We start from the raw sequence: 26612 nt of genomic DNA on the forward strand, positions 1-26612 counted from the left end.
CATGACCGCAACCATGACCGGCGCCTTCCTGCCCGGCGGCAGCCGCGTCGAATTCAAGCAGGTACCGGTGCCGACCCCCGGCCACGGCCAGGTGCTGCTGCGGGTACGCGCCTCCACGATCTGCGGCTCCGACCTGCGGGCCATCTACCGCGAGCACCTGGGGCACGGACCCGAGGCGTACCAGGGTGTGGTCGGCGGCCACGAGCCGGCCGGTGAGGTGGTCTCCGTCGGCCCCGGCGTCGAATCGTTGCAGGTAGGCGCCCGGGTGGCCGTCTACCACATCAGCGGCTGCGGTACGTGCGCCGACTGTCGGATGGGCTACCAGATCAGCTGCACCTCGCCGGCCCGGGCCGCGTACGGGTGGCAGCGCGACGGCGGCCACGCCGAATTCATGCTCGCCGAGGCCCGCGACTGTGTCGTGCTGCCCGACTTCCTCACCTACCTCGACGGCGCCTGCTGCGCCTGTGGCTTCGGCACCGCGTACGAGGCGCTCTGCCGGATCGCGCCGTCCGGCCGGGACCGGCTGTTGATCGTCGGCACCGGCCCGGTCGGGATGGCCGCCGGGCTGCTGGCGCGCTGCCTCGGCGTGTCCCGGCTGGTCGGGGTGGACACCAGTCAGGAGAGGCTGGACCTGGCGGTACGGCTCGGCGCCATCGACGACGGGGTCCTCGCCGGCGACGATGCCCTGCCGGCGCTGCTGGCCGCCACTGACGGCGGGTTCGAGGCCACGATGGACTGTTCGGGTAGCGCCGCGGGGCGGACGCTCGCGGTCCGCGCGGCCCGCCGGTACGGCCGCTGCGTGCTGGTCGGTGAAGGTGGCCGGCTGGAGCTCGACGCCAGCCCGGACGTGATCCACCAGCAGTTGCGCATCGAGGGCTCGTGGGTCACCAGTACCTGGCGGCTGCAGGAGCTGGTCGACAACCTGGCCCGTTGGCAGCTGCACCCCGAGATCGTCGTGACCGGGCGGTACGCGTTGGCGGACGCGGCGGCGGCGTACCGGGAGGCCGACGCGGGCGCCTCGGGGAAGATCGGCATCGTCGCCTGATACCGGAGCGGTGAGGTCTGAGCGCCGTCACGGCGCTCAGACCTCACCGTCGGCCGTCAGCGGTGCCGGAAGACCGGTGGGCGGCGTTCGAGGAACGCGGCAACACCTTCCTGGGCGTCCTGCGTGGCGTACAGCTCGCCGATCAGGTTCGCCTCCAGCTGGCGACCGGTGGCCGCGCCGTTGCTGAGCCCGCCGTCCACCGCCGCCTTTATCGCCTGGACCGCGCGGGCCGGCCGGCTCGCGATCGTCGTCGCGAGTTCGAGCGCGAACGTCCGCGCCGTTCCCGCCTCGACGACATGATCGACGATTCCCAGCTCCAGCGCCCGCCGGGCGTCGACGGTGTCACCGCGGAACATGAGCTCCTTGGCCCGCGAGGCGCCGATGACGCGAGGTAGGCGCTGCGTGCCGCCGGCGGACGGGAACACCCCCAGCTTCACCTCCGGCAACCCGAGCCGCGCGGTCTCGTCGGCGACCCGGAGGTCGCAGGCCAGCGCCAACTCCAGCCCGCCGCCGAGAACGTGACCGTGCAGGGCGGCGATGACCGGTTGCGGTAGCGCGGCGATCGCGTCGGCGCACGCGTGCTCCGTGCGCGAACGCGCCCGTCCCGCGGCAGCGTCGCGAGGGAACTCGGTGATGTCGGTTCCGGCCGAGAAGCAACGACCGGATCCGGTTATCACGACCGCGCGTGTCTCCTCGTCGCCGCGTAGCTTGTGGGCGAGCGTCTCCAGTTCGCGGCGGCCGGCGACGGTGAGCAGGTTGAGCGGCCCGTTGGCGAGCGTCACGACCGTGACGGCCGCCACCCGGGTCACCTGGATCCCGGTCATGCGACCCCCTTGAGGATGTGGGTGGCGACCGCCACGACCTCCCCGTCCTGGTTGTATGCCCGCACGTCGGCGCGCAGCATGCGACGCTGCGGCTCGCTCTCCGCGATCGTGTACTCGATGCGCACCGTGTCGCCGAGGAACACCGGGCGGGTGAAACGGATGCGGTCGTAGCCGTACGACACGTGCGGGTCGTTGCCGATCGACTCGACGAACTTCGTCGAGCACGCCGACATGTAGGCGACCATGAGGGCGCCGTGGGCGATGCGCCGCCCGTACGGCGTGCGCTTCATGTACTCCTCGTCCACGTGGTTGGGGCTGAGATCGCCGCTGATGCCCGCGAAGAGGTACACGTCCGACTCGCTCACGGTCTTGCTGAACGTGACCGTCCGGCCGATGAGGTCGTCGGTCATCGGTTCCGGCCACCGTCGGGGCGTGGTGCGGCGAGGAACGCCCGGAGGCTCTCGACGAGGAACGCGTGGTCCTGCGGACCGGGCAGCCCGGACACGGTCACCGTGCCGATGAGTCCGGCCCCGCGTACCCGCAGCGGGAACGAGCCGCCCGACGCGACGTACTCCGACCGGTCGAGCCGGAACTTCTCGTCGAAGTCGTAGCCGTCGCGCTCGGCCTCGACGGCGACCCGGTACGACGAGCGGTTGAACCTCATCACCGTCCGCGCCTTGCGTTCGATCCACTCGTCGTTGTCGGCGGTCGATCCGGGCAGGGCGGCGTGGAACACCTGCTGGGCGCCGAGCCGGATGTCGATGGCGAGGGGATGCGCCCGCTCCCGGGCGGCGGCGACGAGCGCGGTGCCGAGCGCCCAGGCCGCATCGAGGTCGAACGAGTCGAACTGCACGTCGTCTTCTTCGGCGGCCAGCTGGCGTGCCAGCTCCTCGGCGTTGGCCATGGTCACACTCCTGCGGACAGGGCGGCGGACCGGCGTGTTGCGCATCGCCGGTCCGCCGCGACTGGTGGGTTTTCGCGCGTGCTAGGCGTTGAAGAAGGGGGTCCGCTTGCCGGTACGGATCTGGACCGTCTTCACTTCGGTGAACTCGTCGAAGCCGACCTGGCCCATCTCACGGCCGTACCCGCTCTTCTTGACGCCGCCGCCGGGCAGCATGGGCGCGCCGTCGATCGTGGTGTTGACCCACACGGTCCCGCTGCGCAGGCGGCGGGACGCGGTCAGGGCCTTGTCGATGTCCTTGGTCCACACCGAGTTCGCCAGCCCGTACTCGACGGAGTTGGCGAGCTCGATCGCCTCGTCGAGGTCACGGAACCGGGTGATCGTCAGCACCGGCCCGAAGATCTCCTCGTTGAAGACCTTCGCGGTGGTCGGTACGGCGTCGAGGATCGTCGGCTCGAGGAACGTGCCGTCGCCGAACGCGCCGTCGGTGATCCGCGACCCGCCGCTCACGATGCGCGCGCCGTCGGCTTCGGCCGAGCCGATGTAGTCGAGCACCTTGTCGAGGTGGTCGGAGTGGATCAGCGGGCCCACGTCGGTGCCGTCGTCGAGCGGCTGGCCGACCCGCAGCCGGGACGTCCGGCGGACGAGCTCGGCGATGAAGTCGTCGGCGATGTCCTCGTGGACCAGCAGCCGGGCGCCCGAGACGCAGCACTCGCCGTTGTTGAAGAAGACGCCGAACATCACGCCGTCGATCGCGTCCTCGAGGTCGGCGTCGGGCAGCACGATGTTGGCGGCCTTGCCGCCGAGCTCGAGGGACAGCCGCTTGAGGTTGCTCTTGGAGGCCTCGACGATGCGCCGTCCCACGTCCGTGCTGCCGGTGAACGAGAGGACGTCGACGTCCTCGGACTCGGCGATGTACTGGCCGACCACGCTGCCGCTGCCGGTGACGACGTTGACCACGCCTTCCGGGACGCCGGCCTCCTGACACAGGCGCGCGAACTCCAGCGTGCTGCTCGACGTGATCTCCGCCGGCTTGACGACCGCGGTGCAGCCGGCGGCGATCGCGTACGGCAGCTTCTGCGCGAGCAGCAGCAGCGGGAAGTTCCACGGAGTGATCATCCCGACGACGCCGGCGGGTTCCCGGGCGACGAAGGCGGTGAAGTTCTCGCCGAGGTTGGTGTGAATGTCGCCGTGCGTCGACATCGCGAGCCCGGCGGCGTACTCGATCATGCCGATGGTGCCGTCGACGTCGCCGCGTGCGAGCCGGATCGACTTGCCGACCTCCTCGGCCTCCAGGCGCGCCAGCAGCTCCTTGTTCTGGCGTACCAGCTCGGCCAGGCGGAGCAGCACCCGGGCCCGCTCCTGGCCCGACAGCCTCGGCCAGGGGCCGTGGTCGAAGGCGCGCCGCGCGGCGGCGATCGCCCGCTGCGTGTCCTCCTGCGTGCCGCGGGAGTACTCGGCGACGACGGCGCCGGTGCCGGGGGCGCGTCGGGCGTGGCGTTCGTCGGACGGCGGTTCGAATCTGCCGTCGATGAAGTGCCCGTACACGCGCGGTTGCATCGCAGCCGCGCTGCCGGTGGCACGAGACTCAGCCGTCGCTGTCATGACCACTCCTGACTGTTTCTGGATTCCACTGACCCCACCGCACCCGCTTGCCGAAAGACCCCTCAGGTCGGCGGCCGCTCGACGCGCCGGGAAACGTTTACCTCTTGACGTGACCGCTCCTGGAGGCGCAAAGTTAGCCGACCAAGAGCGGTGTTGCAATACCTGGCACCTCTTGTCGGAGGGTATCGGAAACCGTTTCCCGAAGCGAGAGGCACGGCCGGGCGGAATCAAAGTGGAGGAATCAATGGCGCGCAGCGAGCTCGACTTCGACTACGTGATCGTGGGAGGAGGAACCGCAGGCTGTGTGCTCGCCGGCCGGCTGTCCGAGGACCCCACGGTCCGCGTACTCATGATCGAAGCGGGCCGCTCTGACCGTCATCCCTTCATCCACGTCCCGGCAGGCTTCGCCAAGTTGACGGTCGGACCGTACCAATGGGGCTTCACCAGCGCCCCGCAACGCGCCTGCGGCGACCGGGTGATCCCGCTGCCCCAGGGCAAGGTCGTCGGCGGCGGCGGATCCATCAACGCCCAGGTGTTCACGCGAGGCGTTCCCGGCGACTACGACGAGTGGGCCGACGTCTACGGCTGCAAGGGCTGGCGCTTCGCCGACATCCAGCGGTACTTCCTGCGCTCCGAGGGCAACGAGCGCCTGTCGGCGCCGTGGCACGGCACGGACGGCCCGCTCGGTGTGTCGGACCTGCCGACCCCCCACCCGCTGTCGAAGGCCTTCGTGCGCGCGGCGCAGGAGTTCGGGCTGCCGTACAACTCGGACTTCAACGGCGCCGAGCAGTACGGCGCCGGGTACTACCAGACCACGACCCGCGACGGTCGCCGGTGCAGCGCCGCGGCGGCGTATCTGAAGCCCGCGCTCAAGCGGCCGAACCTCGTCGTCAAGGCCGGGCACCTGACCAGCCGCATCATCCTCGACGGCAAGCGCGCGGTCGGCGTCGAGACGCTGAGCGGCGGCCAGCGGTTCCGGTTCTCGGCCCAGCGTGAGGTCCTGGTGGCGGCCGGGGCGTTCAACTCCCCGAAGGTGCTCCAGCTGTCCGGGATCGGCGACCCGGAGGACCTCAAGGCGGTCGGCATCGACGTCCGGCACGCCCTCGTCGGGGTGGGCAAGAACCTGCACGACCACTGCGACCTCGACATCATCTACGAGCTCAACGAGTACCAGAGTATGGACCGCTTCGACCGGGTCCGGCCGGCGACCGCACTCGCGGGCCTGCAGTACCTCGCGCTGCGCTCGGGCCCGCTGCGGTCCACGGTGGTGGAGGCGGGCGCCTTCTCGTACGCCAACCGGGACGAGGCGTCCCCGGACCTGCAGTTCCACTTCCTGCCGGCCTCGGGCGCGGAGGCCGGCATCGCCGCGGTCCGGCCGGGCTTCGGCGTCACCTTGAACTCCTACTTCGTGCGGCCGCGCAGCCGGGGCACCGTGCGCCTGGCGTCGGCCGACCCCCGTCAGCAGCCGATCATCGACCCGAACTTCGTCGCCGACGACTACGACCTCGAGATCAGCGCCGAAGGCGTCAAGCAGAGCCGGGAGATCATGGCTCAGCCGTCGATGGCCCCGCACATCAAGGCGGAGCACCTGGCCGGCGGCCGCCAGCTGAAGACCAAGGACGACTACATCAGGTTCGTCCGCGACTTCGGCCGCACGTCGTACCACCCGGTCGGCACGTGCGCCATGGGTGAGGGCGATCTGTCCGTCGTCTCGCCCGACCTTCGCGTCCACGGGCTCGAAGGGCTGCGGGTCGTCGACTCGTCGGTCATGCCGCGCATCGTCAGCTCCAACACCCAGGCGCCAACCGTGATGATCGCGGAGAAGGCCGCTGACCTGATCCGTGGCATCGACGCGTAGGCACCAGAACCTCGACGGGGGAGTAGGAGGCAGGGTGCGACCGCTCGTTGTCGCGGTCAACGGCGCCACCGGTCGGATGGGGCGGGCGCGTCACCTCGAGGGTGCGCTGATCCCGCTCCGCCGGTCGGGCGTGCGGTCCGGTGACAGCCGCCGCGAACTCGACCTCGTGCTGGTGGGCCGGCGCCCTGACGCGCTGCGGGAACTCGCCGCCGAACACGGGATCCAGCGCTGGTCCACCAGCCTCGACGAGGTGCTGAGTGACCCGGACGTCGACGTGTACTTCGACGCGCAACGCTCCGGGGAGCGCGCGGCCGCGGTGCGCGCCGCCATCGCCGCCGGCAAGCACGTGTACTGCGAGAAGCCGCTCGCGCCGACGCGGCTCGAAGCGGTGGCCCTCGCCCGCGCGGCGCAGAACGCGGGGGTGCGGACCGGGGTCGTACAGGACAAGCTGTTCACCCCCGGCTTCCGGGCACTCGGCGAGCTGGTCCGCGCGGGCCGGCTCGGCCGCGTCGTCGACGTGCGCGGCGACTTCGGGTACTGGGTGCACACCGGCGAGGACCGGGCGCCGCAACGGCCGTCCTGGAACTACCGCCGCGCCGACGGCGGCGAGTTCATCGGCGACCTGTTCAGCCACTGGTTCTACCTCCTGGACCTGATCCGTACGCCGGTGAGTGTGGCGGCGCTGGGCGCCACCCACGTGCCGCAGCGTCACGACGAGCACGGGCAGCTGTACGACGTCGACGTCGAAGACCTGGCGCACGTCCTGGTCCGCCTCGATGACCGGGTGACCGGGGTGGTCTCGTCGTCGTGGATCCAGCGCCCGGCGACGCCCTTCACGTTGACGGTGCACGGCAGCCGTCTGAGCGCCCGGGCGACGCCGGACGGTTGTGCTGTCGCGGACCTGACCACCGGCGACAAGGCCCCGTCAGCCGAGCCCCCCTGGCGACCGGTCGACGTGCCGAACCATGGCGACGAGTTCCTGTCGCAGTGGGGCGACTTCCTGGCCCATGTCGCGTTCGGCACGGACTACCGGCTGACTTTCAGTTACGCCGCGCGCGCAGCCGCCTTCTGCGACGCGATCCGCACCAGCCTTGCCCAGGGCACCTGGTGCGACATCCCCTACGAGGAGAGAGGGACGCGGTGACCCCGTCTATCACTCTGCCGCGAAGCGACGGAACGTTCTACACCCGTCGCCTCAACGCCCCTGCGGTGCTGCCGACATCGGCTCACCCCGCGACGTCCCGCGTCGCCTACGCGGCCGCCCATGTGGTCGCCGACCCGTTGCGGGCCTGTGCCGGCGACAGCGAAGCGCGGATCGACTGGGACGCCACCCTCGCCGTCCGCCGCCGGCTGTGGGGGCTCGGCCTCGGGGTCGCGGAAGCGATGGACACCGCGCAGCGGGGCATGGGCCTGTCCTGGGGCGCGGTTCAGCGGCTGGTCCGGGAGAGCCTCAGCGAAGCGTCGACCGTCGGCGCCGACGTCGTCGTCGGCGTCAGCACCGACCAGCTCCCCGCCGGTGAGCGGCCCGACGTGGCGACCGTGCTGCAGGCCTACCGCGAACAGATCGGCTACGTGGAGTCCCATGGCGGGCGCGCCGTCGTCATGGCCAGCCGACACCTTGCCGCGGCTGCCGCGGGCCCCGACGACTACCAGAAGGTGTACTCGACCCTTCTCGCCGAGGCGGCCCGACCTGTCGTCCTCCACTGGCTGGGCGAGGCGTTCGACCCGGCGTTGCGTGGCTACTGGGGGAGCACCGACTTCGAGAAGGCGGCCGACGTCGTCCTGGGGATCATCAACGACCATCCGGACAAGGTGGCAGGAATCAAGATGTCCCTGCTCGACGCCGACAAAGAGGTCGAGGTGCGGCGACGGCTCCCATCCGGCGTACGGCTGTTCACCGGTGACGACTACAACTACGTCGATCTCATCGCGGGGGACGGCGTCCACCACAGCGACGCGCTGCTCGGCGCGTTCGCGCTCATCGCGCCGTACGCCTCGGCCGCGCTCGCGGCGCTCGACGCCGACGACGTCCCGGGCTTTCGCGGCATCCTGTCCCCGACGCTCGGCCTCAGCCGGCTCGTGTTCGAGGCGCCGACGTACTACTACAAGGTCGGCGTCGTGTGGCTGGCCTACCTCACCGGCGCGCAGAACCACTTCCGGATGATCGGAGGTCTGGAGTCGGGGCGCAGCGTCCTCCACCTCGTGGAGGTGTTCGAACACGCCGACGATCTCGGGCTGTTTCCCGACCCGGACCTCGCCGCGGCCCGGATGGCCGCGGTCCTACAACTCAACGGAGTCGGATAGCGATGGATCTGTCCCGTTGCAGTCTCAACTCGATGACCGTGCCGAGTCTGCGGCTGCCCGAGCTGGTCGAAACGGCCGTCGCCCACGGCATCCCGGCGATCGCCCCCTGGCGTGACATCGTCGACGACGTCGGCACCGCCAAGGCTGCGCGGATCATCCGCGACGCCGGGCTTCGGGTCTCCAGCCTCTGCCGCGGCGGCATGTTCACCGCGGACGATCCATCGGTTCGCCGAGCCGCGCTCGACGACAACCGGCGGGCGATCGAACAGGCGCGGGAGCTGGGCGCGGCCGCACTCGTGCTCGTCTGCGGCCCGGTGGTGGGTCGGGACCTGGCCGGTTCACGAGAGATGGTCTTCGACGGGATCTCCGCGCTCGTCGAGGACGCGCGGGCCGCGAACGTGCCGCTCGGCATCGAGCCACTGCACCCCATGATGATCGCCGGCCGATCGGTCATCACCACGCTCGGTGAGGCCAACGACCTGGCCGAGCGGGTCGGAGACGATGTCGTGGGCGTCGTCGTCGACGCCTACCATGTATGGTGGGACGCGGTCATCGAGCATGAGGTCGCCCGCGCCGGAAAACGTATTCTCGGATTCCATGTGTCCGACTGGGTTGTCCCCATCATGGGTGAGCTCTCCAGTCGTGGCCTGATGGGCGACGGACATATCGACCTTCCGCGCCTGTCCGCGAGCGTCACCGCCGCCGGTTATCGCGGCGACGTCGAAGTGGAGATCATCAGTGATAGTCTTTCGCGGCGGGATCCACACGAGGTCGTGCGTTCCGTCCGTGAGCGCTTTGTGACGCACGTGTAGCGGCGGAGATCACGACATCATGCCTAACAAGAAGAACGCGAGAACTCGCCACACGTCGGTCAGCCAGCGACGACAGGTCACGATCATCGAGGTGGCCGAGGCGGCTGGCGTATCGATCGCGACCGTCTCCCGGGTGATGAGCGGAAGCCCGAGCGTCCGGTCCGAGCTGGTCGAGCGGGTCCGCCGCGCCGCCGACGAGCTCGGATACCGGCCCAACCCCGCCGCACAGCGCCTCGCCTCGGGCGTCGGTGACACCATCGGTGTCGTCGTGCCCAACCTCGCCAACCCGTACTTCTACGACGTCATCAAGGCGATGAACATCGCGGCGGCGACCGAGGGCTATCAGATGCTCATCGCCGACGCGAACGAGGATCCGGACGAGGAGTTCGACCTCTCCACCAACCTGCTCCGGCAGGTCGACGGGCTCGTTCTCGTCTCACCGCGGATGCCTGCCGCTTCGCTGCGTCGGCTCGCGCAGGAGAACGTGCACATCGTCCTCGTCAACCGGGTGGCGGTGGGGGTCGGTCTCCCGACCGTCGCCGTCGACAACTACTCGGCGATGGTGGAGATCTGTGGGCACCTCGCCAGGCTCGGCCATCGGCGCGTCGTCTATCTGGCGGGTCCGGAGCTGTCCTGGCAGAACGTCGAGCGCCAGCGGGCCGTCGAACAGGCGGAGGCCTTCGGTCTCGAGGTGCAGACCGTACCCGCTGGAGCGAGCATCGACACCGGCCATGCCGCGGTCGACCGCGCGCTCGAACTCAAGCCGACGGCTCTGGTGTCCTTCAACGACCTGGTCGCGTTCGGTGCGCTGGCGCGCCTCCAGGAGCTGGGCGTGCGCGTTCCCGATGACGTGTCACTCACCGGGTTCGACGACATCCCCTTCGCCGCGTACGTGTCACCGTCGCTCACGACGGCGAACAGTCCACAGCGGGTCTTGGGGCAGCGCGCCTGGCAGGTGCTCCACCAGATGATGAGTGGAGCGGAGGTGGACGACACTCCGCTGGTGAAGGCGGAGGTCGTGATCCGCGGCTCCACGGCGGCGCCCACATCGTCCACTCCCGACCGGCTGCCGTCGCGACCCGCGGCCGGCTCCGCGGCTCCCTCCGTCCACTAGCCCGCAACCACCCGCGACCACCCGCAACCACCCGGAACCACCCCGTCTCCGCGCCGGCGCGCGTCGCGTCGACCGGCGCGTCTTCGGCATGTCCACGCTCTGCGGGTACGCCGCTCGGTTGCATTTTAGATAACGCTTACCAACTTATTTCCAATCTGTTGACAGTGGTTCACGCAACGAGTAGAAAACGCTTCCAAGGAGGTAACCGGTGATGCGATTGCAGGGCAAGGTCTGCCTGGTGACGGGCGGGTCGTCCGGGATCGGATTGGCGATCAGCGAGCTGTTCGCGGCGGAAGGCGCGGCGCTCGCCGTGCTTTCGGTGGACGGCGAACAGCTGACCGCGGCCTGCAAGCAGCTGACGGCGGATGGACACGAGGCGCTCGCGATCCACGGTGACGTCTCGCGCGAAGCGGACTGGGCGGCGGCGGTCGAGCAGACCCTCGCCGCGTACGGCCGCATCGACGTCCTCGTCAACAACGCCGGCTACGGCGTGCGGGGCACCGTCCTCGACACCGACCCGCAGGCCTGGAACGACATGTTCGCCACCAACGTCAACGGGGTCTACCTCGGCAGCCGCGCGGTGCTCCCGGTCATGTGCCGGAACGGATCGGGCTCGATCGTCAACGTCGCCTCGGTCGCGGGCGCGATCGGCATGTCGCAGCGCGCCGGGTACTGCGCCACCAAGGCGGCCGTCATCGGGCTCACCCGCGCCATGGCCATCGACCACGCGGACGCCGGTGTGCGGGTGAACGCCGTCGCGCCGGGCACGACCGACTCCCCGTACTTCGACAAGATCAGTCCGGACGTCGCCGACCGCGCCGCCTTCCGTAAGCAGCTCGCCGAACGCCAGGTCCTTCGCCGTATGGGGACGCCGGCCGAGATCGCCGCTGCGGCCCTGTTCCTGGCGAGCGACGAGTCCTCGTTCGCCACCGGCTCCGTCGTCACCGTTGACGGCGGCATGAGCATCTGGTGAGGCGGACAGCATGACCCACGCCGACATTGTCGACGCCGACCGCGCCGCCGCGCTGATTCCCGACGGCGCCGTCGTCGCCCTGACCGGTAACGGCGGAGGCGTTCTCGAGGCGGACGAGATCTACGCCGCGATCGAGCGCCGCTTCCTTCGGGAAGGGCACCCGCACGGGCTGACGCTCATCCACGCGCTCGGGATCGGCGACGGCGAGCAGCGCGGCCTCAACCGGTTCGCCTACGAAGGCCTGGTCCGCCGGGTCATCGGCGGTCACTGGTCCTGGTCGCCGCGTATGCAGCAGCTCGCGCGCGAGGGGAAGATCGAGGCGTACGCGTTGCCCGCCGGAGTCATCTCGGCGCTGCTGCGCGAGAGCGGCAGCAACCGGCCCGGGCTGATCACCCGCGTCGGGCTCGGCACCTTCGTCGACCCGCGCCAGCAGGGCGGTCGCCTCAACGACGCCGCCCGCGACGAGCTCGTCAGCGTCGTGGAGATCGACGGAGTCGAGTACCTTCGGTACCACCCTCTGAACGTCGACGTCGCGATCGTGCGCGGCAGCGCCGCGGACAGCCGCGGGAACGTCAGCCTCGAGGACGAGCCGGCTCTCCTGGACTCGCTGGCGGCCGCGACGGCCGCCAAGGGGCGCGGTGGCAAGGTCCTGTGCCAGGTCAAGCGCCTGAGCAGGCCGGGGCACCTCGACCCGCGCCTGGTGCACCTGCCCGCCCCGGTCGTCGACGCGCTCGTCGTCGCGCCGGCGCAGTGGCAGACCTACGCGTCCGAGTACGACCCGGCACTGTCCGGCCGGCACGTACCCACCACGCACGCGACGGTCGACGGGGCGGCGCTCATGCCGGACGTGCGTACCATCATCGCCCGCCGTGCCGCCCTCGAAGTCGTCGCCGGCTCGACCGTCAACGTCGGTTTCGGCATCAGCGCGCAGGTCGTCGACGTGCTGGAAGCCGCCGGTCGGCTCGAAGAGATCGACCTGTTGATCGAGCAGGGGGCCGTCGGGGGAGCGCCGGTGGGTGGCGCGCTGTTCGGGGTCAGCAAGGCTCCGTTCGCGCTGCTGCCGTCGACCAACCAGTTCGACCTGTTCGCGGCGCGGATTCTCGACCTGTGCGTGCTCGGCATGGCCGAGGTCGACCCGGTCGGCAACGTCAACGTCAGCTACGTCGGCGAGAACGCCGTCGGGCCGGGCGGATTCATCGACATCGCCCAGGGCGCGACGAAGGCCGTCTTCTGCGGCACGTTCACCGCCCGGGGGCTGAAGGTCGCGGTGCGCGACGGCGGCCTCGACATCGTCCAGGAGGGCGCCGTACCGAAGTTCGTCGAGCGGGTCCGGCACATCACCTACTCGGCGCAGCTCGCGCGGGAGGAGCGGCGCAGCGCGATCTACGTGACCGAGCGCGCGGTCTTCGAGCTCCGCCCGGAGGGGCTGGCGCTCATCGAGGTCGCGCCGGGCATCGACATCGAGCGCGACGTTCTGTCGCACATGGACTTCGCCCCCATCGTCGACGACGTGCGAACGATGCCGGCCGACGTGTTCCGCAGCGGCCCACTCAACGGCGTTGCACCGCAGCTCGCCGCCAACGCTTCCACCACCGCACTGTGACGACCAGGAGAGATCAGAAACGATGCCGACCCAATCCACCGCGCCCGACTCGGCCGGTAACGAACTCCGGGACATGGTGCGCGACTTCGTCGCCAACGAGATCCGGCCGGTCGTGGAGGAGCTCGACGCGACCGAACGGTTCCCCGCCGAGATCTACGAGGCCATGGGCAAGCTCGGCCTGCTCGGCATCGCCATCCCCGAGGAGGACGGCGGCGCGGGCGGCACGGTCCGGGACTACGTCACGGTGATGGAGGAGCTCTCGTACGGCTACGCGAGCATCGCCGACCAGTGCGGGCTCGTCGAACTCGTCGGGAGCCTGCTGTCGATTTTCGGTACCCCGGAACAGAAGCAGCGGTACCTGCCCGGGCTGTTCGCCGGTACCACCCGGTGCGCGTACGCGCTGACCGAACCCGGCGCCGGCTCCGACCTCGGCGGGATCAAGACGCGGGCGGTCCGCACGGCCGACGGCTGGCGGCTGACCGGCGAGAAGGTCTTCATCCACAACGCGCCGGTCGCGGACTTCGCGATGGTTCTCGCGGTCACCGACCCGGACAAGCGCAAGCGGGGCGGCATGTCGATGTTCCTTGTGGACACCGACCTGCCGGGGGTGGAGCGCGCCTACCGCGAGAAGAAGATGGGGCAGAAGGCCTCACCGGTCGGCGGCCTGATCTTCAACGACGTCGAGCTTCCGGCCGACGCGCTCCTCGGCGCGGAGGGCGCCGGCTTCGGCGCCGTGCTCAAGGTTCTCGAGAAGGGCCGGCTGGGCATCGGGTCGCTGGCCAACGGCATCTCGCGGGCCGCCCTCGACACCGCGCGCGAACACGCCACCACGCGCCACCAGTTCGGCAAGCCGATCGCCGAGAACCAGGCGATCGCTTTCATGCTCGCCGACATGGCCATCGACCACCAGGCGGCCAGGCTGCTTCTCGAGCACGGCGCAGACCTGCTCGATCGCGGCGCCGAAGCGGGTTCCGCCTGCTCGATGGCCAAGGTGTTCGCTTCCGAAGCCGCCGTACGTAACTCGTCGCGGGCGGTCCAGATTCTCGGCGGCGGCGGCTACATCCGCGGCGTCGAAGCCGAGCGTCTCTACCGGGACGCTCGAATCACGATGATCTACGAGGGAACCAGCGAGGTCCAGCGGCTGATCATCAGCCGGGCCCTGCTCAAGTAACAGACAACCTGTCGTAACCGCAAGGAAAGCAACAACCACGGTGCCCGGTGTGCCGTGCCCAGGCCGGGAAGCCTTGAGTCATCGCTTACCGCGCCCTCCTCATAACAGGTCCCCGTGAAGGGAATTTCCCGCAAGGAGAGCAGCATATGCGAATCCTGAATCGATCCATCACCGCAAGATCGGCGCGGAAGGTGGTCGCCCTGTCCGCGGCCGCCGCCGTCACCTTGCTGGCTGCGGCCGGATGCAACAACAAGGGGTCGTCGTCCGCGAGCGGCGGCTCCGGCAAGGCGGGCGCGTGCGACCCCAAGCAGGTCCACCTCGTCCAGTCGGGCCGTGGCTTCGAGAACCCGTACTACGTCGCGGTCGACGCCGGCGCCAAGGCCTTCGCGAAGTCGGTTGGCCTGGAGAACAACTACACCTGGATCGCGAGTGAGGGCGACTCGTCCAAGCAGCTGACCCAGATCCAGTCCCTGCTGGCCAAGTACGGCAAGTGCACCGTGCTCAACGTGGACCCGAACGACAACTCGATCCTGCCGGCGATCGTGACCGCGGTGCAGCGGCAGGGCGCCTGGCTGGTCACCCAGTGGAACAAGCCGGACGGCACGGGCCCGACCAAGTCGTCGGAGCACTGGGTCTCCCACATGTCGGTCGACGGCAACCCGCAGGGTTACAACACCGCCAAGGCGCTGTTCCAGGCGATGGGTGGCCAGGGCAACATCGTCGCCCTGCAGGGGATCCTCGACAACGTGCCGGCCAAGCAGCGCTTCGACGGGCTGCAGAAGGCGCTGAAGGAGTTCCCGAACGTCCACCTGCTGGACAACCAGACCGCTAACTGGGACCAGACGCAGGGCCAGAACGTCACCCAGACGTTCCTCACCAAGTACGGCGACAAGATCAACGGCGTCTGGGCCGCCAACGACTCGATGGCGCTCGGCGCTGTCGAGGCGCTCAAGGCGGCCGGTAAGGCCGGCACGGTCAAGGTGAGCGGCATCGACGGCCTGCAGCAGGCGATCGACGACGTGAAGGCCGGCAACGTCGGCTACGCCGCGACGACCCAGTCGACGGGTGCCGCCCAGGGCGGGTACGGCCTCGCCATCGGGTACGCCGCCGCGACTGGCAAGATCAACCCCGCCAAGGAGTCGGCCGAGCACCGGGCCTTCTACCTGAAGTTCCAGGGCATCGTGTCGGCTGACAACGCCGCCACGCTGCCGCCGCCCACCGACACCTCGAAGCTCGACTTCAGCGACGTCTGGTCGTGCGTCGAGTCGCCGATCACCGAGGGCTAATCGTGTCCCAACACACGGTTGCGCCGCAGAGCCGCTCCGACGGCGGCTCTGCGGCGGGCCGCACCGAGACTCCAACGCCCGATGCCGGCGGACTGAGCGTCGTCCGGCGCGCGCTGCGCGTCGAATCAGTTCCGCTACCCGCGCTCGGCGCGCTCGCGCTCGTGGTCGTGCTTTTCAGCATCGCCAACAGCCGGTTCCTGACCATGGCGAATGTCCGGGCGCTCGCGGACCAGTCCGCGATCCCGGTGGTGCTCGCGGTCGGCATGACGTTCGTCATCCTGATGGGGAGCATCGACCTGTCCGTGGAGGGTGTCGTCGCCGCCACCTCGATGGTGACCGCGCTCCTCGTGGCCAACAACCGTACGCATGAGAACTTCGGCCTCTTCGCGGTCGTGGTGAGTATCGCGGTCGGCGCCGCCCTCGGCAGCATCGCCGGGTTCAGCGTCACCAGGCTGCGGATCCCGTCCTTCCTCGCGACGATCGGTACCTGGCAGATCGGGCTCGGGGTCGCACAGACCCTCTTCGCCGGACGCCCGCCGGTGGTGCAGGACCAGGACCTGCGCAGCTGGGCGCTCAAGACGTGGCTCGGGGTGCCCCGCCTCGCGTTCGTCGCCCTGGTCGTGGTGCTGATCGGGCTCTGGGTGCAGAACATGACCCGGTTCGGCCGGTACGCGTACGTGATCGGCGGTGGCGAGGACATCGCCCGCCTGTCCGGCATCAACGTCAAGCGGTTCCGGACGCTCGCCTTCGCGGCCGCCGGCGCCTGCGCCGGTCTCGCCGGCGCGATGGCGACGGCCCGGTCCGGCCAGGGGGCCGTCGCCAACGGCAACGGTTACCTGTTCCTGACCATCGCCGGTGTCGTCATCGGCGGGACGCTGCTCACCGGTGGGCGCGGCGGCGTGGTGCACTCGGCGATCGGCGTGCTGATCATGGTGTCGATCACCAACGGGTTGATCCTCATGGGCGTCAGCCCGTACATCTCGCAGTCTGTGCAGGGGGTCATTGTGGTCCTGGCGGTCACAGCAACGTTGTGGCGGCACCGCGAACGGCTGCGGGTGGTGAAATGAGCGACGTCGCGTACTCCGTTCAGGGTGTATCGAAGCAGTTCGTCGGCACCCGCGCGCTCGACGACGTCAGCGTCGAGATCCGCCGTCACGAGGTGGTCGGGCTGATCGGCGAGAACGGCGCCGGAAAGAGCACCCTGCTGAAGATTCTCAGTGGGATCTACCAGCCGGACTCCGGCACCGTGACGCTGCACGGGCAGCCGGTGAAGTTCCGCAACATCGCGCACGCGATGAAGCAGGGCGTCGCGATGGTGTTCCAGGAGCAGTCGCTGCTGCCGAACATCAGCGTCGCCGAGAACATCTACCTCGGCAACGAGCGCGACGCCGTCAAGCAGGGCGTGTTCCGCTGGCCGTTGCTGCGTAAGCGGGCGGCCGAGAAGCTCGACGCGATCGGCAGCCAGGTCTCGCCGCGGACCCGCACGGAGCAGTTGTCGTTCGCGAAGCGGCAGATGGTGGAGATCGCCAAGGCGATGGCGACCGGCGAGGGCAGCCACCACGACCCGGTCATCCTGCTCGACGAGCCGACCTCGGTACTCGAAGCGGCCGAGATCCAGCGCCTGTACGAGGTCATCCACGAGCTGAAGAAGCGGGCGTCCGTCGTCTTCGTCTCGCACCGCATGGAGGAAGTGCTCGAGGTCTGCGACCGGGTGTACATCATGCGCGACGGCAAGGTGGTCGCGGAGCGCACCAAGGACGAGATCGACGTTCCCGAACTTTTCCGGCTCATGGTCGGTCGGGATCTCAGCGACAGCTACTACGCCGAGAACGAGCAGGAGGCGCGGCGCGACGACGTCCGGATGCGCGTCTCCGGGCTGTCCGGCCGCGGCTTCACCGACGTGTCGTTCGACCTGCACGCCGGCGAGGTACTCACCCTGTTGGGGGTGCAGGACAGCGGCCGGGAGGACCTGGCCCGCGCGCTCTTCGGCGCGGCGGCGACGACCGCGGGTACGGTGACGCTCGACGGCAAGGCCGTGCGCTTCCGCAGTCCGGCGCATGCGGTCAAGGCCGGAATCGGCTACATCCCGGGTGAGCGCAAGACCGAGGGCGCGCTGCTGGGCATGAGCGTCGAGGAGAACATGACCCTCGCGCACACCGATCAGGTCATGAAGGGACCCGTGCTCGTCCATTCGGTCGAGCGCAAGACGGTCGATGAGTGGATCTCCAAGCTGCGCATCAAGACGCCTTCCGGGAAGACGTCGATGGCGAGCCTGTCCGGTGGTAACCAGCAGAAGGTCGTGCTGGCCAAGTGGCTGCTCGACCCGAACCTGCGGGTGCTGATCCTGGACACGCCGACGCGGGGCCTCGACATCGGCGCCAAGGCCGACGTCTACGCGCTCGTGCGGCAGCTGGCACGTAATGGAATCTCGGTGCTCCTACTGGCCGACTCCCTCGAGGAGGGGATCGCGATGAGCCATCGCGTTATCACCATGAAGGACGGCCGGGTGTCCGGAGAGTTCGACTCGGCACCCGGAGCGCGTCCCGAGCGGACGGACGTCCTGGAGCGGATGGTGTGACATGAGCACGACCAACACTTCGGCCGCCCCGAACGTCGCGGCACCGACGATCGATCCGGACGCCACCATCGCGCCACCCAAGCGGAGCCTCGTCAGCCGGCTGCACGACATCGGCGTCGCCCCCGCCCTCGTGCTCATCCTCATCGTCGCCGCCGTCTCGATCTACGACTCGAGCTTCCTGTCGTCGGACAACCTGCTGGCCCTCGCGGAGCAGTCCGCGATCCTCGGCCTGCTCGCCCTCGGCCAGAGCTTCGTCATCATGACCGGGCGCATCGACCTGTCGAACGCGGTGCTGACCAGCTTCTCGGCGGTGATCCTCGCCAAGCTGCTGCCGGGCCAGGGGGTCCTCGCGATCGCCATCGTGCTCGTCGGCAGCCTTCTCATCGGCATCCTGCAGGGGCTCGTACAGTTCCAGCTCCAGGTACCGTCGTTCATCGTCACCCTCGGCGCGCTCGGCCTGTGGACCGGCCTGTCGCTCACGGTGTCGCACGCGTCGACCATCCTGGTGATGCAGAACTACGAGACCGTGTCCTGGATCTACGGGCGTGACTACGGCCTGCCCATCTCGTTCCTGCTCATCCTCGCGCTCACCCTCGTGCTGATGGCCGCGATGCGCTGGTTGCGCTTCGGCCGCCAACTGCGGGCCGTGGGGTTGAACGAGCGGGCGGCCGCGCTGAGCGGTATCCGGACCCGGCGGGTGGTCCTCGCCGCGTTCGGCCTGTGCTCGCTGTTCGCCGGCCTGGCGGGCGTGCTGCAGATCGCGCTGCTGCAGTCCGCGTCGTCGGGAAGCTCGGACTCGCTGCAGCTGCCGGCGATCGCCGCCGTGGTGGTCGGTGGCACGTCGATCGCGGGCGGTGTCGGTGGCATCGGCCGGACGCTGCTCGGGGTACTGATCATCACGGTGCTCCGGGTGGGGCTCGACATCGTCGGCGTACCCTCGTCCGCCCAGCCGATCTTCTACGGTGCCCTCGTCATCGCGGCGATCACGATCACCGTCGACCGGCAACGGGTCACCTCGGTCGCATGACTGCGTCCGTGCATCCCAGCCAGCGTGGTCACGCGGCGCCGGTGGTCCTCGTCGCTCCCGACAAGTTCAAGGGGAGCCTCACCGCGGCGCAGGTGGCGGCCGCCATCGCCGACGGCGTCACCGAGGGCTGGGATGCGCGGGTGGTGACCCGGCCGGTCGCCGACGGCGGCGACGGAACGCTGGCCGCCGCGCTCGGCGCCGGCTTCGCCCGCCACCCCGTCGTCGTACGGGGCCCGACCGGCGAACCCGTCGCCGCCGCGATCGCGGTGTCCGGCCCGCGTGCCGTCGTCGAGTTGGCGTCCTGCTGCGGCCTGGGTCTGCTCCCGGCCGGGCGTCCGGCGCCGCTCGACGCGAGCACCGCGGGCCTCGGCGATGCCATCCGCGCGGCGCTCGACGCCGGGTGCCGTGACATCACGGTCGGAGTCGGGGGGAGCGCCTCCACCGACGCCGGACTCGGCCTGCTGAGCGCGCTCGGCGCCCGGCTGTACGACGCCGCCGGCGACGAGCTCAACCCGAGCGGACGAGCGCTCGAAGCGGTACGGCGGATCGACGTGACACACCTCGACGTACGGCTGCGCGAAGCGCGTATCACCGTGGCCTGCGACGTGGAGAACCCGCTGCACGGTCCGGACGGCGCCGCACACGTGTACGCACCGCAGAAGGGCGCCGACCCGACGATGGTGGAGCTTCTCGACCGGGGGCTGCGCAACGTCGGTGCGCTTTTCGACGCGACGCGGCCCGGCACGTCGCTGACTCCGGGCGCGGGGGCCGCGGGTGGCGTGACGGCGGCGGCACTGGCGGTGCTCGGCGCCCAGGTCAGCTCGGGCGCGCAGCTGGTACTTGACATGCTCGACTTCGACGAGCTCCTCGACGCCGCGGATGTGGTGATCACCGGTGAAGGCTCGTTGGATCAGCAGACCTTGAGCGGCAAGGCGCCGGCCGTGGTCGCTGCGCGCGCCCGCAGTCGGGGGCTGCCGGTCATCGGCATCGCGGGTCGCGCGACCCTCACGCCCGGAGAGCTCGCGGATGCCGGGTTCACGACGGTGCTGACTCTTGCCGAGATCGAGCCCCGGCTGGACGTGTGCCTGGCGGACGCCGACCGGCTGCTGCGTGTCGTGGCGCGCAGCGCGGCCGGTACCGTGCGCAGCAGCCTCGGCCTCCGGGGCCGGCAAACCCAACAGTGATGCATTCACCAATCGAATAGACCCAACGGCGGTGACCGCCGAAACCGGAAGTCGCGGGCTTGCGGGGAACACCTGAAGGAGTTGTGATGGCGAGCGTAAGTGATCGTCGCCCATTCGGACGGGCGGGCTTTGAGGTAACGGCCATCTCGTACGGCGCGGCACCGATCGGCAACATCTTCCGGCCGATCGTGGAGGCCGACGCCCAGGCTCTCATCGCGCACGCGTGGGACGCCGGCGTGCGGTACTTCGACACCGCGCCGATGTACGGCCACGGTCTGAGCGAACACCGCCTCGGGCACGGGCTGCTGCACCGGGATCGGGACGAGTTCGTGATCTCCACCAAGGTGGGCCGGACGCTGGTGCCGAGGCGCCGGGGCACCTTCGACACCGGGGTGTGGGTCGACACCGCGCCGTTCGAGGCTGTCTTCGACTACAGCTATGACGCCACCATGCGGCAGGTGGAGGACAGCCTCCAGCGGATGTGCACCGACCGCGTCGAGATCGCCTTCATCCACGACATCGACGCGTACACGCACGGCCCGGTCGAGGCGCCGAAGCGGTTCGCCGAGGCGATGGAGGGCAGCTACAAGGCGCTGCTGAAGCTGCGCGAGGAGGGCGTCATCCGGGCCATCGGGGTCGGCGTGAACGAGGTGGAGCCGCTCGTGGCCGCCGCGAAGCAGGGCGACTTCGACTGCTTCCTCGTCGCGGGCCGCTACACGCTGCTGGACCAGGACACGCTGGACGAGTTCCTGCCGATCTGCGAGGAGCGGGGCATCGCGACCGTGCTCGGCGGCGTGTTCAACAGCGGCATCCTCGCCACCGGGGCTACCGCCGGCGCGAAGTTCAACTACTCGGCAGCGCCGCAGGAGGTGCTCACGAAGGTGCAGCGACTGCAGTCGGTGTGCGAGCGGTACGGCGTGCCGCTCGGTGCGGCGGCCGTGCAGTTCGCCGCCGCACACCCGACGGTCGCGAGCGTCTGTCTCGGCTCGCGCACCATCGAGCAGCAGCAGCTCGGTTACGACTGGTTCGCCACCGAGATCCCCGGCGAGCTGTGGGCGGACCTGCGCAAGGAGGGCCTGATCCGCGAGGACGCGCCGACGCCGTAACAGTCCAGACGCCGTAACAGTCCATTCGGTAGGTGGGTGCGGTGCGGCCCGGCGCGCGCCACGACGCCGAGCGCACCGCCCACCGCCCGAACGGGAGACGGCCCCTGCCCGTGCCGCCCCGGTAGCCGTCTGTCCGTACAGAAGAGGAGAACCCCTTGCGCGCGCTCAGATTTCATGGTCGCCAGGACCTGCGTATCGACGACGTTCCGGAGCCCGAGGCGGGGCCCGGCCAGATCAAGGTGAAGGTCGACTGGTGCGGCATCTGCGGCACCGACCTGCACGAGTTCCAGGCGGGTCCGATCTACGTCCCGTCGACCGCGCCGCACCCCCTGACCGGTGAACTGGCTCCCGTCGTCATGGGCCACGAGTTCGCGGGCCGGGTCGCCGCTGTCGGCGAGGGCGTCACCGACGTCCAGGTCGGTGACGCGGTCACCGTGGAGCCGTCGATCCGGTGTGACGCCTGCGTCGCGTGTGAGGACGGGCGCTACAACATCTGCGAGACCCGAGGCGTGTACGGCCTGTCCGGGTGGGGTGGCGGGCTCGCCGAGTACTGCGTCGTGGACCGCAGGAACGTGCACATCCTGCCGCCCTCGGTTCCGACCGATGTCGGCGCGCTCGTCGAGCCGCTCGCCGTCGCGTGGCACGCCGTGCGGAACTCCGGCTTCGAAGCGGGGCAGGACGCGCTCGTCGTCGGTGCCGGGCCCATCGGCCTGGCACTGCTGCTGTGCCTCAAGGCGCACGGCGCCCGCTGGGTGGGTATCTCTGAAATGTCGGCCGCGCGCAAGCAGCTCGCCGGTCAGCTGGGCGCGGACGATGTTCTCGACCCCCGCACGGACGATGTCGTCGACCGGGCGCGCAAGGCCACCGGCGGGACCGGGCCGCACGTCGCGTTCGACGCGTCCGGGTTGCCGGTCACGCTCGAGACGGCGATCACGGCCGTGCGTACGCGGGGAACCGTCTGCAACGTCGCGATCTGGGAAGAGCCCGCTCCGGTCGACATGCAGCTGCTGCAGAACGGCGAGAAGACGCTGCGTTCGACACTGTGCTACGCGGGCGACGACTATCCCGAGGTCGTCGCGGCGCTCAGCGACGGCCGGCTGTCGCCCGGGGCGCTGATCACCGCACGCGTTCCACTCGACGAGGCCGTCGACGGCGGTTTCCGGCAGCTCCTCGACAACAAGGACCAGCACGTCAAACTCCTCATCGCACCCTGACCCGAACAACCAAGGAGTAGCGCCATTTCGGCTGTACAGATCGGCGCAGTCGTCATCTGCCTCGCCGTCACGGCGCTGGCGGTGACGCTGTTCGCCAAGGTCGTCACGCACCTTGTCAGCGTCTTCAAGCTGGGCCGGTCCGACGGGACCCGGACCGACCGGCCGGCGTACCGCGCCGCGACCCTGGTGCGCGAGTTCCTCGGGCACACCCGGATGTCGCGCCTGCCGGTGGTCGCCGTGGCGCACTGGTTTGTCATGGTCTCCTTCGGGCTGCTGTTCTTCACCCTGCTCACGGCGTACGGGCAGCTGTTCGAGCCGTCCTTCGCGCTCCCGCTCATCGGCCACTTCGCGCCGTACGAGTGGCTGACCGAGCTGATCTCGTGGGCGTCGTTGGTCGGCATCCTGCTGCTGATGGCGATCCGGCAGCAGAACCATCCGCGCCGCCTGGAACGGCGGAGCCGATTCTTCGGCTCGACGTTCTGGCAGGCCTACTACGTCGAGGCCACGATCCTCGGCGTCGTGGTGTGCATTCTGACGCTGCGCGGCCTGGAGTACGGGCTCGGCCGGGCGCACGCCGAGGCCAGCGCTTCCGCCCTGCACTACCCGCTGACCGCCTTCCTCGGGAAAGCCTTTTCGGGTCTGTCGGTCCGCGCGCTGGAGACCCTGATCGTCGTCGTCGCCGCCGTCAAGATTCTCATTTCGATGGCGTGGATGGTCACCATCGCGCTCCAGCCGACAATGGGGGTGGCCTGGCACCGGTTCCTCGCGTTCTTCAACATCTTCTTCAAGCGTCATGCCGACGGTCGTACGTCGCTCGGCCCGCTACAGCCGATACAGGTCGACGGCACGCCGGTCGACTTCGAAAACATCGAGGAGCTCGACGAGGACGCCGGTCTCGGCGTCGGCAAGGTCGAGGACTTCACCTGGAAAGGCCTGCTCGACGTCACGAGCTGTACCGAGTGCGGCCGTTGCCAGAGCCAGTGTCCGGCATGGAACACCGAGAAGCCACTCTCGCCCAAGCTGCTCGTGAAGACGCTGCGCGACCACGCGCACGCCAAGGCGCCATACCTGCTCACCCCGGAAGGCGAGCGCGGCAGCCTGCCCAGCGAGACCACGGTCCTCGCCGACGTCTCCCTGGTCGCCGGCACCGGCTACGACATCGCCGACCCGCTGTCGGCGTACCACCCGCACGGCCCCGACGCGGTCATCGACCAGGATGTGCTCTGGTCCTGCACCACCTGCGGCGCCTGCGTCGAGCAGTGCCCGGTCGACATCGAGCATGTCGACGCCATCGTCGACATGCGACGCTATCAGGTTCTCATCGAGTCGACGTTCCCCGCCGAGCTGGGGCTCCTGTTCAAGAACCTGGAGAACAAGCAGAACCCGTGGGGGATGCCCGCCCAGGCGCGCCTGGAATGGGCCAAGGGCCTGCCGTTCGAGGTCACGGTCGCGGGTCGGGACATCGAAGACCTCTCGGAGGTCGACTACCTGTTCTGGGTCGGCTGCGCCGGCGCCTACGAGGACCGCGCGAAGAAGACCACCCGTGCGGTCGCCGAGCTGCTGCACACGGCGGGCGTCTCCTTCGCCGTGCTCGGCGACGGAGAGACCTGCACCGGCGACCCGGCCCGGCGCGCCGGCAACGAGTTCCTGTTCCAGCTGCTGGCCAGAGCCAACGTCGAGGTGCTCAACGAGGTCCGCGCCAAGAAGATCGTCGTCACGTGCGCGCACTGCTTCAACACCATCAGGAACGAGTACCCGCAGCTCGGCGGCGAGTACGAGGTCGTACACCACACCGAGCTGCTCAACACGCTCGTCCGCGATGGGAAGCTGGTGCCGGTGTCGCGTCCGGACGACGCCTCGACGGGGTCCCTGACCTATCACGACCCCTGCTACCTCGGCCGCCACAACGGGGTCTATTCCCCGCCCCGGGAGCTCATCGGCGCGCTGCCCGGCGTCGAGCTGCGTGAGATGCCCCGCAGCCAGGAGAAGTCATTCTGCTGCGGCGCCGGTGGCGCGCGGATGTGGATGGAGGAGAAGCTCGGCACCCGCATCAACGCCAACCGTACCGAGGAGGCGGTGGCGACCGGGGCCGACCGGATCGCGGTGGCTTGTCCGTTCTGTCGCGTCATGCTCTCCGACGGCCTCGTCGGCAAGCAGGCCGAAGGCACAGCTCGCGGAGAGATCGAGGTCGTCGACGTGGCCCAGGTGCTCCTCGCGGCAGTTCAGCGCGGTGACGAGCCGGTCGTCGACACGCCGCCGGCCGGACGACTCCCGTCCTGAGTGGTCGGCGCGGCGGCGCCGGTTGTCGTCCCTGGTGCGAACGACGTCGGGTGTGTGACGCCGATCATCTTCGTTTTCACCCCGTCACAGGTAACAATCGCTCAACGCGAACAAGGTCCGTGCTGAACTTCTGCCGGAATTCTTAATACCCACTACCTTTGTCCAACGTGCCACCTTCCCTCTTCTGTGGAGTCAGTAATGATCATCGGTGTGCTCAGGGAGTCCCACTCGGGGGAGTCGCGGGTGGCGGCGACGCCCGCCACCGTGGCGGCGTTGGCCAAGCTGGGTTACGACGTGGTGGTCGAGTCCGGCGCCGGTCTCGCGTCCTCGTTCTCGGACGAGGCGTACGCCGAGGCCGGCGCGACGATCGGTGACGCGCTGAAGGCCGACATCGTCTTCGCGATCAACCCTCCGTCCGCCGAGCAGCTCGACCGGCTACCCAAGGGCGCCACGTTGATCGGCATGCTGAACCCGCGCCTGAACCCGGACCTGGTCGAGGACCTTTCCCGGCGACCGATCACCGCGTTGGCGATGGACGCCGTACCGCGGATCTCGCGCGCCCAGTCGCTGGACGTGCTTTCGTCGATGGCCAACATCGCCGGCTACCGGGCAGTGGTGGAGGCGGCGCACGTGTTCGGCCGGTTCTTCACCGGGCAGGTGACCGCGGCGGGCAAGGTGCCGCCGGCCAAGGTGCTCGTTGCCGGCGCGGGCGTCGCGGGCCTGGCCGCGATCGGTACCGCCGGCAGCCTGGGCGCGATCGTACGGGCGACGGACCCGCGGCCGGAGGTGGCCGACCAGGTCAAATCGCTGGGCGGCGAGTACCTGGCCGTCGAGACTCCGGACGTGGAGGTCTCCGCGACCGGCTACGCCAAGGAGATGTCGGACGACTACAACGAGCGCGCTGCCAAGCTGTACGCCGAGCAGGCCAAGGACGTCGACATCATCATCACCACGGCGCTCATTCCGGGGAAGCCGGCGCCACGGCTGATCACCGGCGAGATGGTCGCCAGTATGAAACCGGGCAGTGTCATCGTCGACATGGCCGCCGCCAACGGCGGAAACGTCGAGGGCACCGTCGCGGGCGAGGTGGTGGTCACCGACAACGGCGTGACGATCATCGGGTACACCGACCTGGCGGGGCGCCTGCCCGCGCAGGCGTCCCAGCTCTACGGCACCAACCTGGTGAACCTCATGAAGCTGCTGACGCCGGACAAGGACGGACAGCTCGTGCTGGACTTCGAGGACGTCGTCCAGCGCTCGATGACCGTCGTACGCGACGGTGAGCTGACCTGGCCGCCGCCTCCGGTGGCGGTGTCGGCGGCGACGCCGGCCGCCTCTGTGACGGCCGCCCCGACCGAATCGCACGAGAAGCGTCCGGCCTCGCCACGACGGCGGCTGGCGCTGGTCGGGGCCGGCGCGGCGGCGCTGTTCTGCGTCACGGCGCTGGCGCCGGCCGCCCTGCGGGGTCATCTCACGGTCTTCGCACTGGCGATCGTCATCGGCTACTACGTGATCGGGCACGTGCACCACGCCCTGCACACGCCGCTGATGTCGGTGACCAACGCGATCTCGGGGATCATCGTCGTCGGCGCCCTGCTGCAGCTCGGGCATGGTGACAACATCGTGACCGCGCTGTCGTTCGTCGCGATCCTACTGGCCAGCATCAACGTCTTCGGTGGCTTCGCGGTGACGCGCCGCATGCTCGCCATGTTCTCCAGGAGCTGATC

Annotated in this window: 22 protein-coding genes; 18 read left to right on the top strand and 4 right to left on the bottom strand. The window is 69.5% G+C overall.

The features are described from left to right. Nucleotide 1: 1 nt before the first annotated feature. The gene (locus HC031_RS27400) at nt 2-1045 is read left to right on the top strand and encodes an alcohol dehydrogenase catalytic domain-containing protein (protein WP_167928330.1); all 1044 of its coding nucleotides are present in this window, start codon (nt 2-4) and stop codon (nt 1043-1045) included. A 56-nt stretch (nt 1046-1101) separates the two neighbouring features. Here HC031_RS27400 and HC031_RS27405 read toward each other — a convergent pair whose 3' ends face one another. From HC031_RS27405 to HC031_RS27420, 4 genes are all read right to left on the bottom strand, one after another. Beyond that, nucleotides 1102-1869, bottom strand: coding sequence for an enoyl-CoA hydratase/isomerase family protein (locus HC031_RS27405; RefSeq protein WP_167928331.1), 768 nt, complete (start codon nt 1867-1869; stop codon nt 1102-1104). Continuing rightward, entirely contained in the window at nt 1866-2279 is a 414-nt protein-coding gene (locus HC031_RS27410) for a MaoC family dehydratase (protein WP_167928332.1), read from the bottom strand. Before HC031_RS27410 ends, HC031_RS27405 begins: the two co-directional genes overlap by 4 nt. Then, complete coding sequence (locus tag HC031_RS27415; protein WP_167928333.1) at nt 2276-2773, bottom strand: heme-degrading domain-containing protein; 498 nt, start codon at nt 2771-2773, stop codon at nt 2276-2278. Before HC031_RS27415 ends, HC031_RS27410 begins: the two co-directional genes overlap by 4 nt. An 81-nt stretch (nt 2774-2854) precedes the next feature. After that, entirely contained in the window at nt 2855-4375 is a 1521-nt protein-coding gene (locus tag HC031_RS27420) for an aldehyde dehydrogenase family protein (protein WP_205863314.1), read from the bottom strand. Between the two features lie 244 nt (nt 4376-4619). Between HC031_RS27420 and HC031_RS27425 the strand changes: the two genes are divergently transcribed. The 17 genes from HC031_RS27425 to HC031_RS27505 all read left to right on the top strand — a co-directional run bounded on the left by HC031_RS27425 (nt 4620) and on the right by HC031_RS27505 (nt 26610). Continuing rightward, on the top strand, nt 4620-6233 hold the full coding sequence (locus tag HC031_RS27425) for a GMC family oxidoreductase (RefSeq protein ID WP_167928334.1): 1614 nt from the start codon (nt 4620-4622) through the stop codon (nt 6231-6233). A 34-nt stretch (nt 6234-6267) separates the two neighbouring features. Continuing rightward, nucleotides 6268-7377 (top strand): Gfo/Idh/MocA family protein, encoded by a 1110-nt coding sequence (locus HC031_RS27430; RefSeq protein ID WP_167928335.1) that lies wholly within the window; start codon nt 6268-6270, stop codon nt 7375-7377. Continuing rightward, on the top strand, nt 7374-8537 hold the full coding sequence (locus tag HC031_RS27435; protein WP_338090857.1) for a dihydrodipicolinate synthase family protein: 1164 nt from the start codon (nt 7374-7376) through the stop codon (nt 8535-8537). The genes HC031_RS27430 and HC031_RS27435 overlap by 4 nt, the downstream gene beginning before the upstream one ends. Nucleotides 8538-8569: 32 nt before the next feature. Next, nucleotides 8570-9349, top strand: a complete 780-nt coding sequence (locus HC031_RS27440; protein WP_205863315.1) for a sugar phosphate isomerase/epimerase family protein — start codon at nt 8570-8572, stop codon at nt 9347-9349. Nucleotides 9350-9368: 19 nt separating this feature from the next. Beyond that, nucleotides 9369-10463 carry a LacI family DNA-binding transcriptional regulator gene (locus HC031_RS27445; RefSeq protein ID WP_167928337.1) on the top strand — a complete coding sequence of 365 codons (1095 nt, stop codon included), beginning with the start codon at nt 9369-9371 and terminating at the stop codon, nt 10461-10463. A gap of 211 nt (nt 10464-10674) precedes the next feature. Further along, the gene (locus tag HC031_RS27450) at nt 10675-11436 is read left to right on the top strand and encodes an SDR family NAD(P)-dependent oxidoreductase (protein ID WP_167928376.1); all 762 of its coding nucleotides are present in this window, start codon (nt 10675-10677) and stop codon (nt 11434-11436) included. A gap of 10 nt (nt 11437-11446) precedes the next feature. Next, nucleotides 11447-13039 (top strand): acyl CoA:acetate/3-ketoacid CoA transferase, encoded by a 1593-nt coding sequence (locus HC031_RS27455; RefSeq protein ID WP_167928338.1) that lies wholly within the window; start codon nt 11447-11449, stop codon nt 13037-13039. A 22-nt stretch (nt 13040-13061) separates the two neighbouring features. Then, entirely contained in the window at nt 13062-14210 is a 1149-nt protein-coding gene (locus tag HC031_RS27460) for an acyl-CoA dehydrogenase family protein (RefSeq protein ID WP_167928339.1), read from the top strand. A 146-nt stretch (nt 14211-14356) separates the two neighbouring features. Continuing rightward, on the top strand, nt 14357-15496 hold the full coding sequence (locus tag HC031_RS27465; protein ID WP_167928340.1) for a sugar ABC transporter substrate-binding protein: 1140 nt from the start codon (nt 14357-14359) through the stop codon (nt 15494-15496). 2 nt (nt 15497-15498) lie between these two features. Beyond that, entirely contained in the window at nt 15499-16563 is a 1065-nt protein-coding gene (locus HC031_RS27470) for an ABC transporter permease subunit (protein ID WP_167928341.1), read from the top strand. Further along, the gene (locus HC031_RS27475) at nt 16560-18074 is read left to right on the top strand and encodes a sugar ABC transporter ATP-binding protein (protein WP_167928342.1); all 1515 of its coding nucleotides are present in this window, start codon (nt 16560-16562) and stop codon (nt 18072-18074) included. The genes HC031_RS27470 and HC031_RS27475 overlap by 4 nt, the downstream gene beginning before the upstream one ends. 1 nt (nt 18075) lies before the next feature. After that, nucleotides 18076-19101, top strand: a complete 1026-nt coding sequence (locus tag HC031_RS27480; RefSeq protein WP_167928343.1) for an ABC transporter permease — start codon at nt 18076-18078, stop codon at nt 19099-19101. Then, nucleotides 19098-20285: a glycerate kinase gene (locus tag HC031_RS27485; RefSeq protein WP_167928344.1), complete on the top strand. Its 1188-nt coding sequence runs from the start codon at nt 19098-19100 to the stop codon at nt 20283-20285. The genes HC031_RS27480 and HC031_RS27485 overlap by 4 nt, the downstream gene beginning before the upstream one ends. 86 nt (nt 20286-20371) lie before the next feature. Further along, nucleotides 20372-21391 (top strand): aldo/keto reductase, encoded by a 1020-nt coding sequence (locus tag HC031_RS27490; protein ID WP_167928345.1) that lies wholly within the window; start codon nt 20372-20374, stop codon nt 21389-21391. Nucleotides 21392-21546: 155 nt separating this feature from the next. Next, nucleotides 21547-22605 carry a 2,3-butanediol dehydrogenase gene (locus HC031_RS27495; RefSeq protein WP_167928346.1) on the top strand — a complete coding sequence of 353 codons (1059 nt, stop codon included), beginning with the start codon at nt 21547-21549 and terminating at the stop codon, nt 22603-22605. A 24-nt stretch (nt 22606-22629) separates the two neighbouring features. Beyond that, a complete protein-coding gene (locus HC031_RS27500; RefSeq protein ID WP_167928377.1) occupies nt 22630-24885 on the top strand; it encodes a heterodisulfide reductase-related iron-sulfur binding cluster in 2256 nt (751 codons plus the stop codon). 198 nt (nt 24886-25083) lie between these two features. Beyond that, the gene (locus HC031_RS27505) at nt 25084-26610 is read left to right on the top strand and encodes a Re/Si-specific NAD(P)(+) transhydrogenase subunit alpha (RefSeq protein ID WP_167928347.1); all 1527 of its coding nucleotides are present in this window, start codon (nt 25084-25086) and stop codon (nt 26608-26610) included. Nucleotides 26611-26612: the final 2 nt, after the last annotated feature.

It is taken from the genome of Planosporangium thailandense, from assembly GCF_011947195.1.
GTDB lineage: Bacteria > Actinomycetota > Actinomycetes > Mycobacteriales > Micromonosporaceae > Planosporangium > Planosporangium thailandense.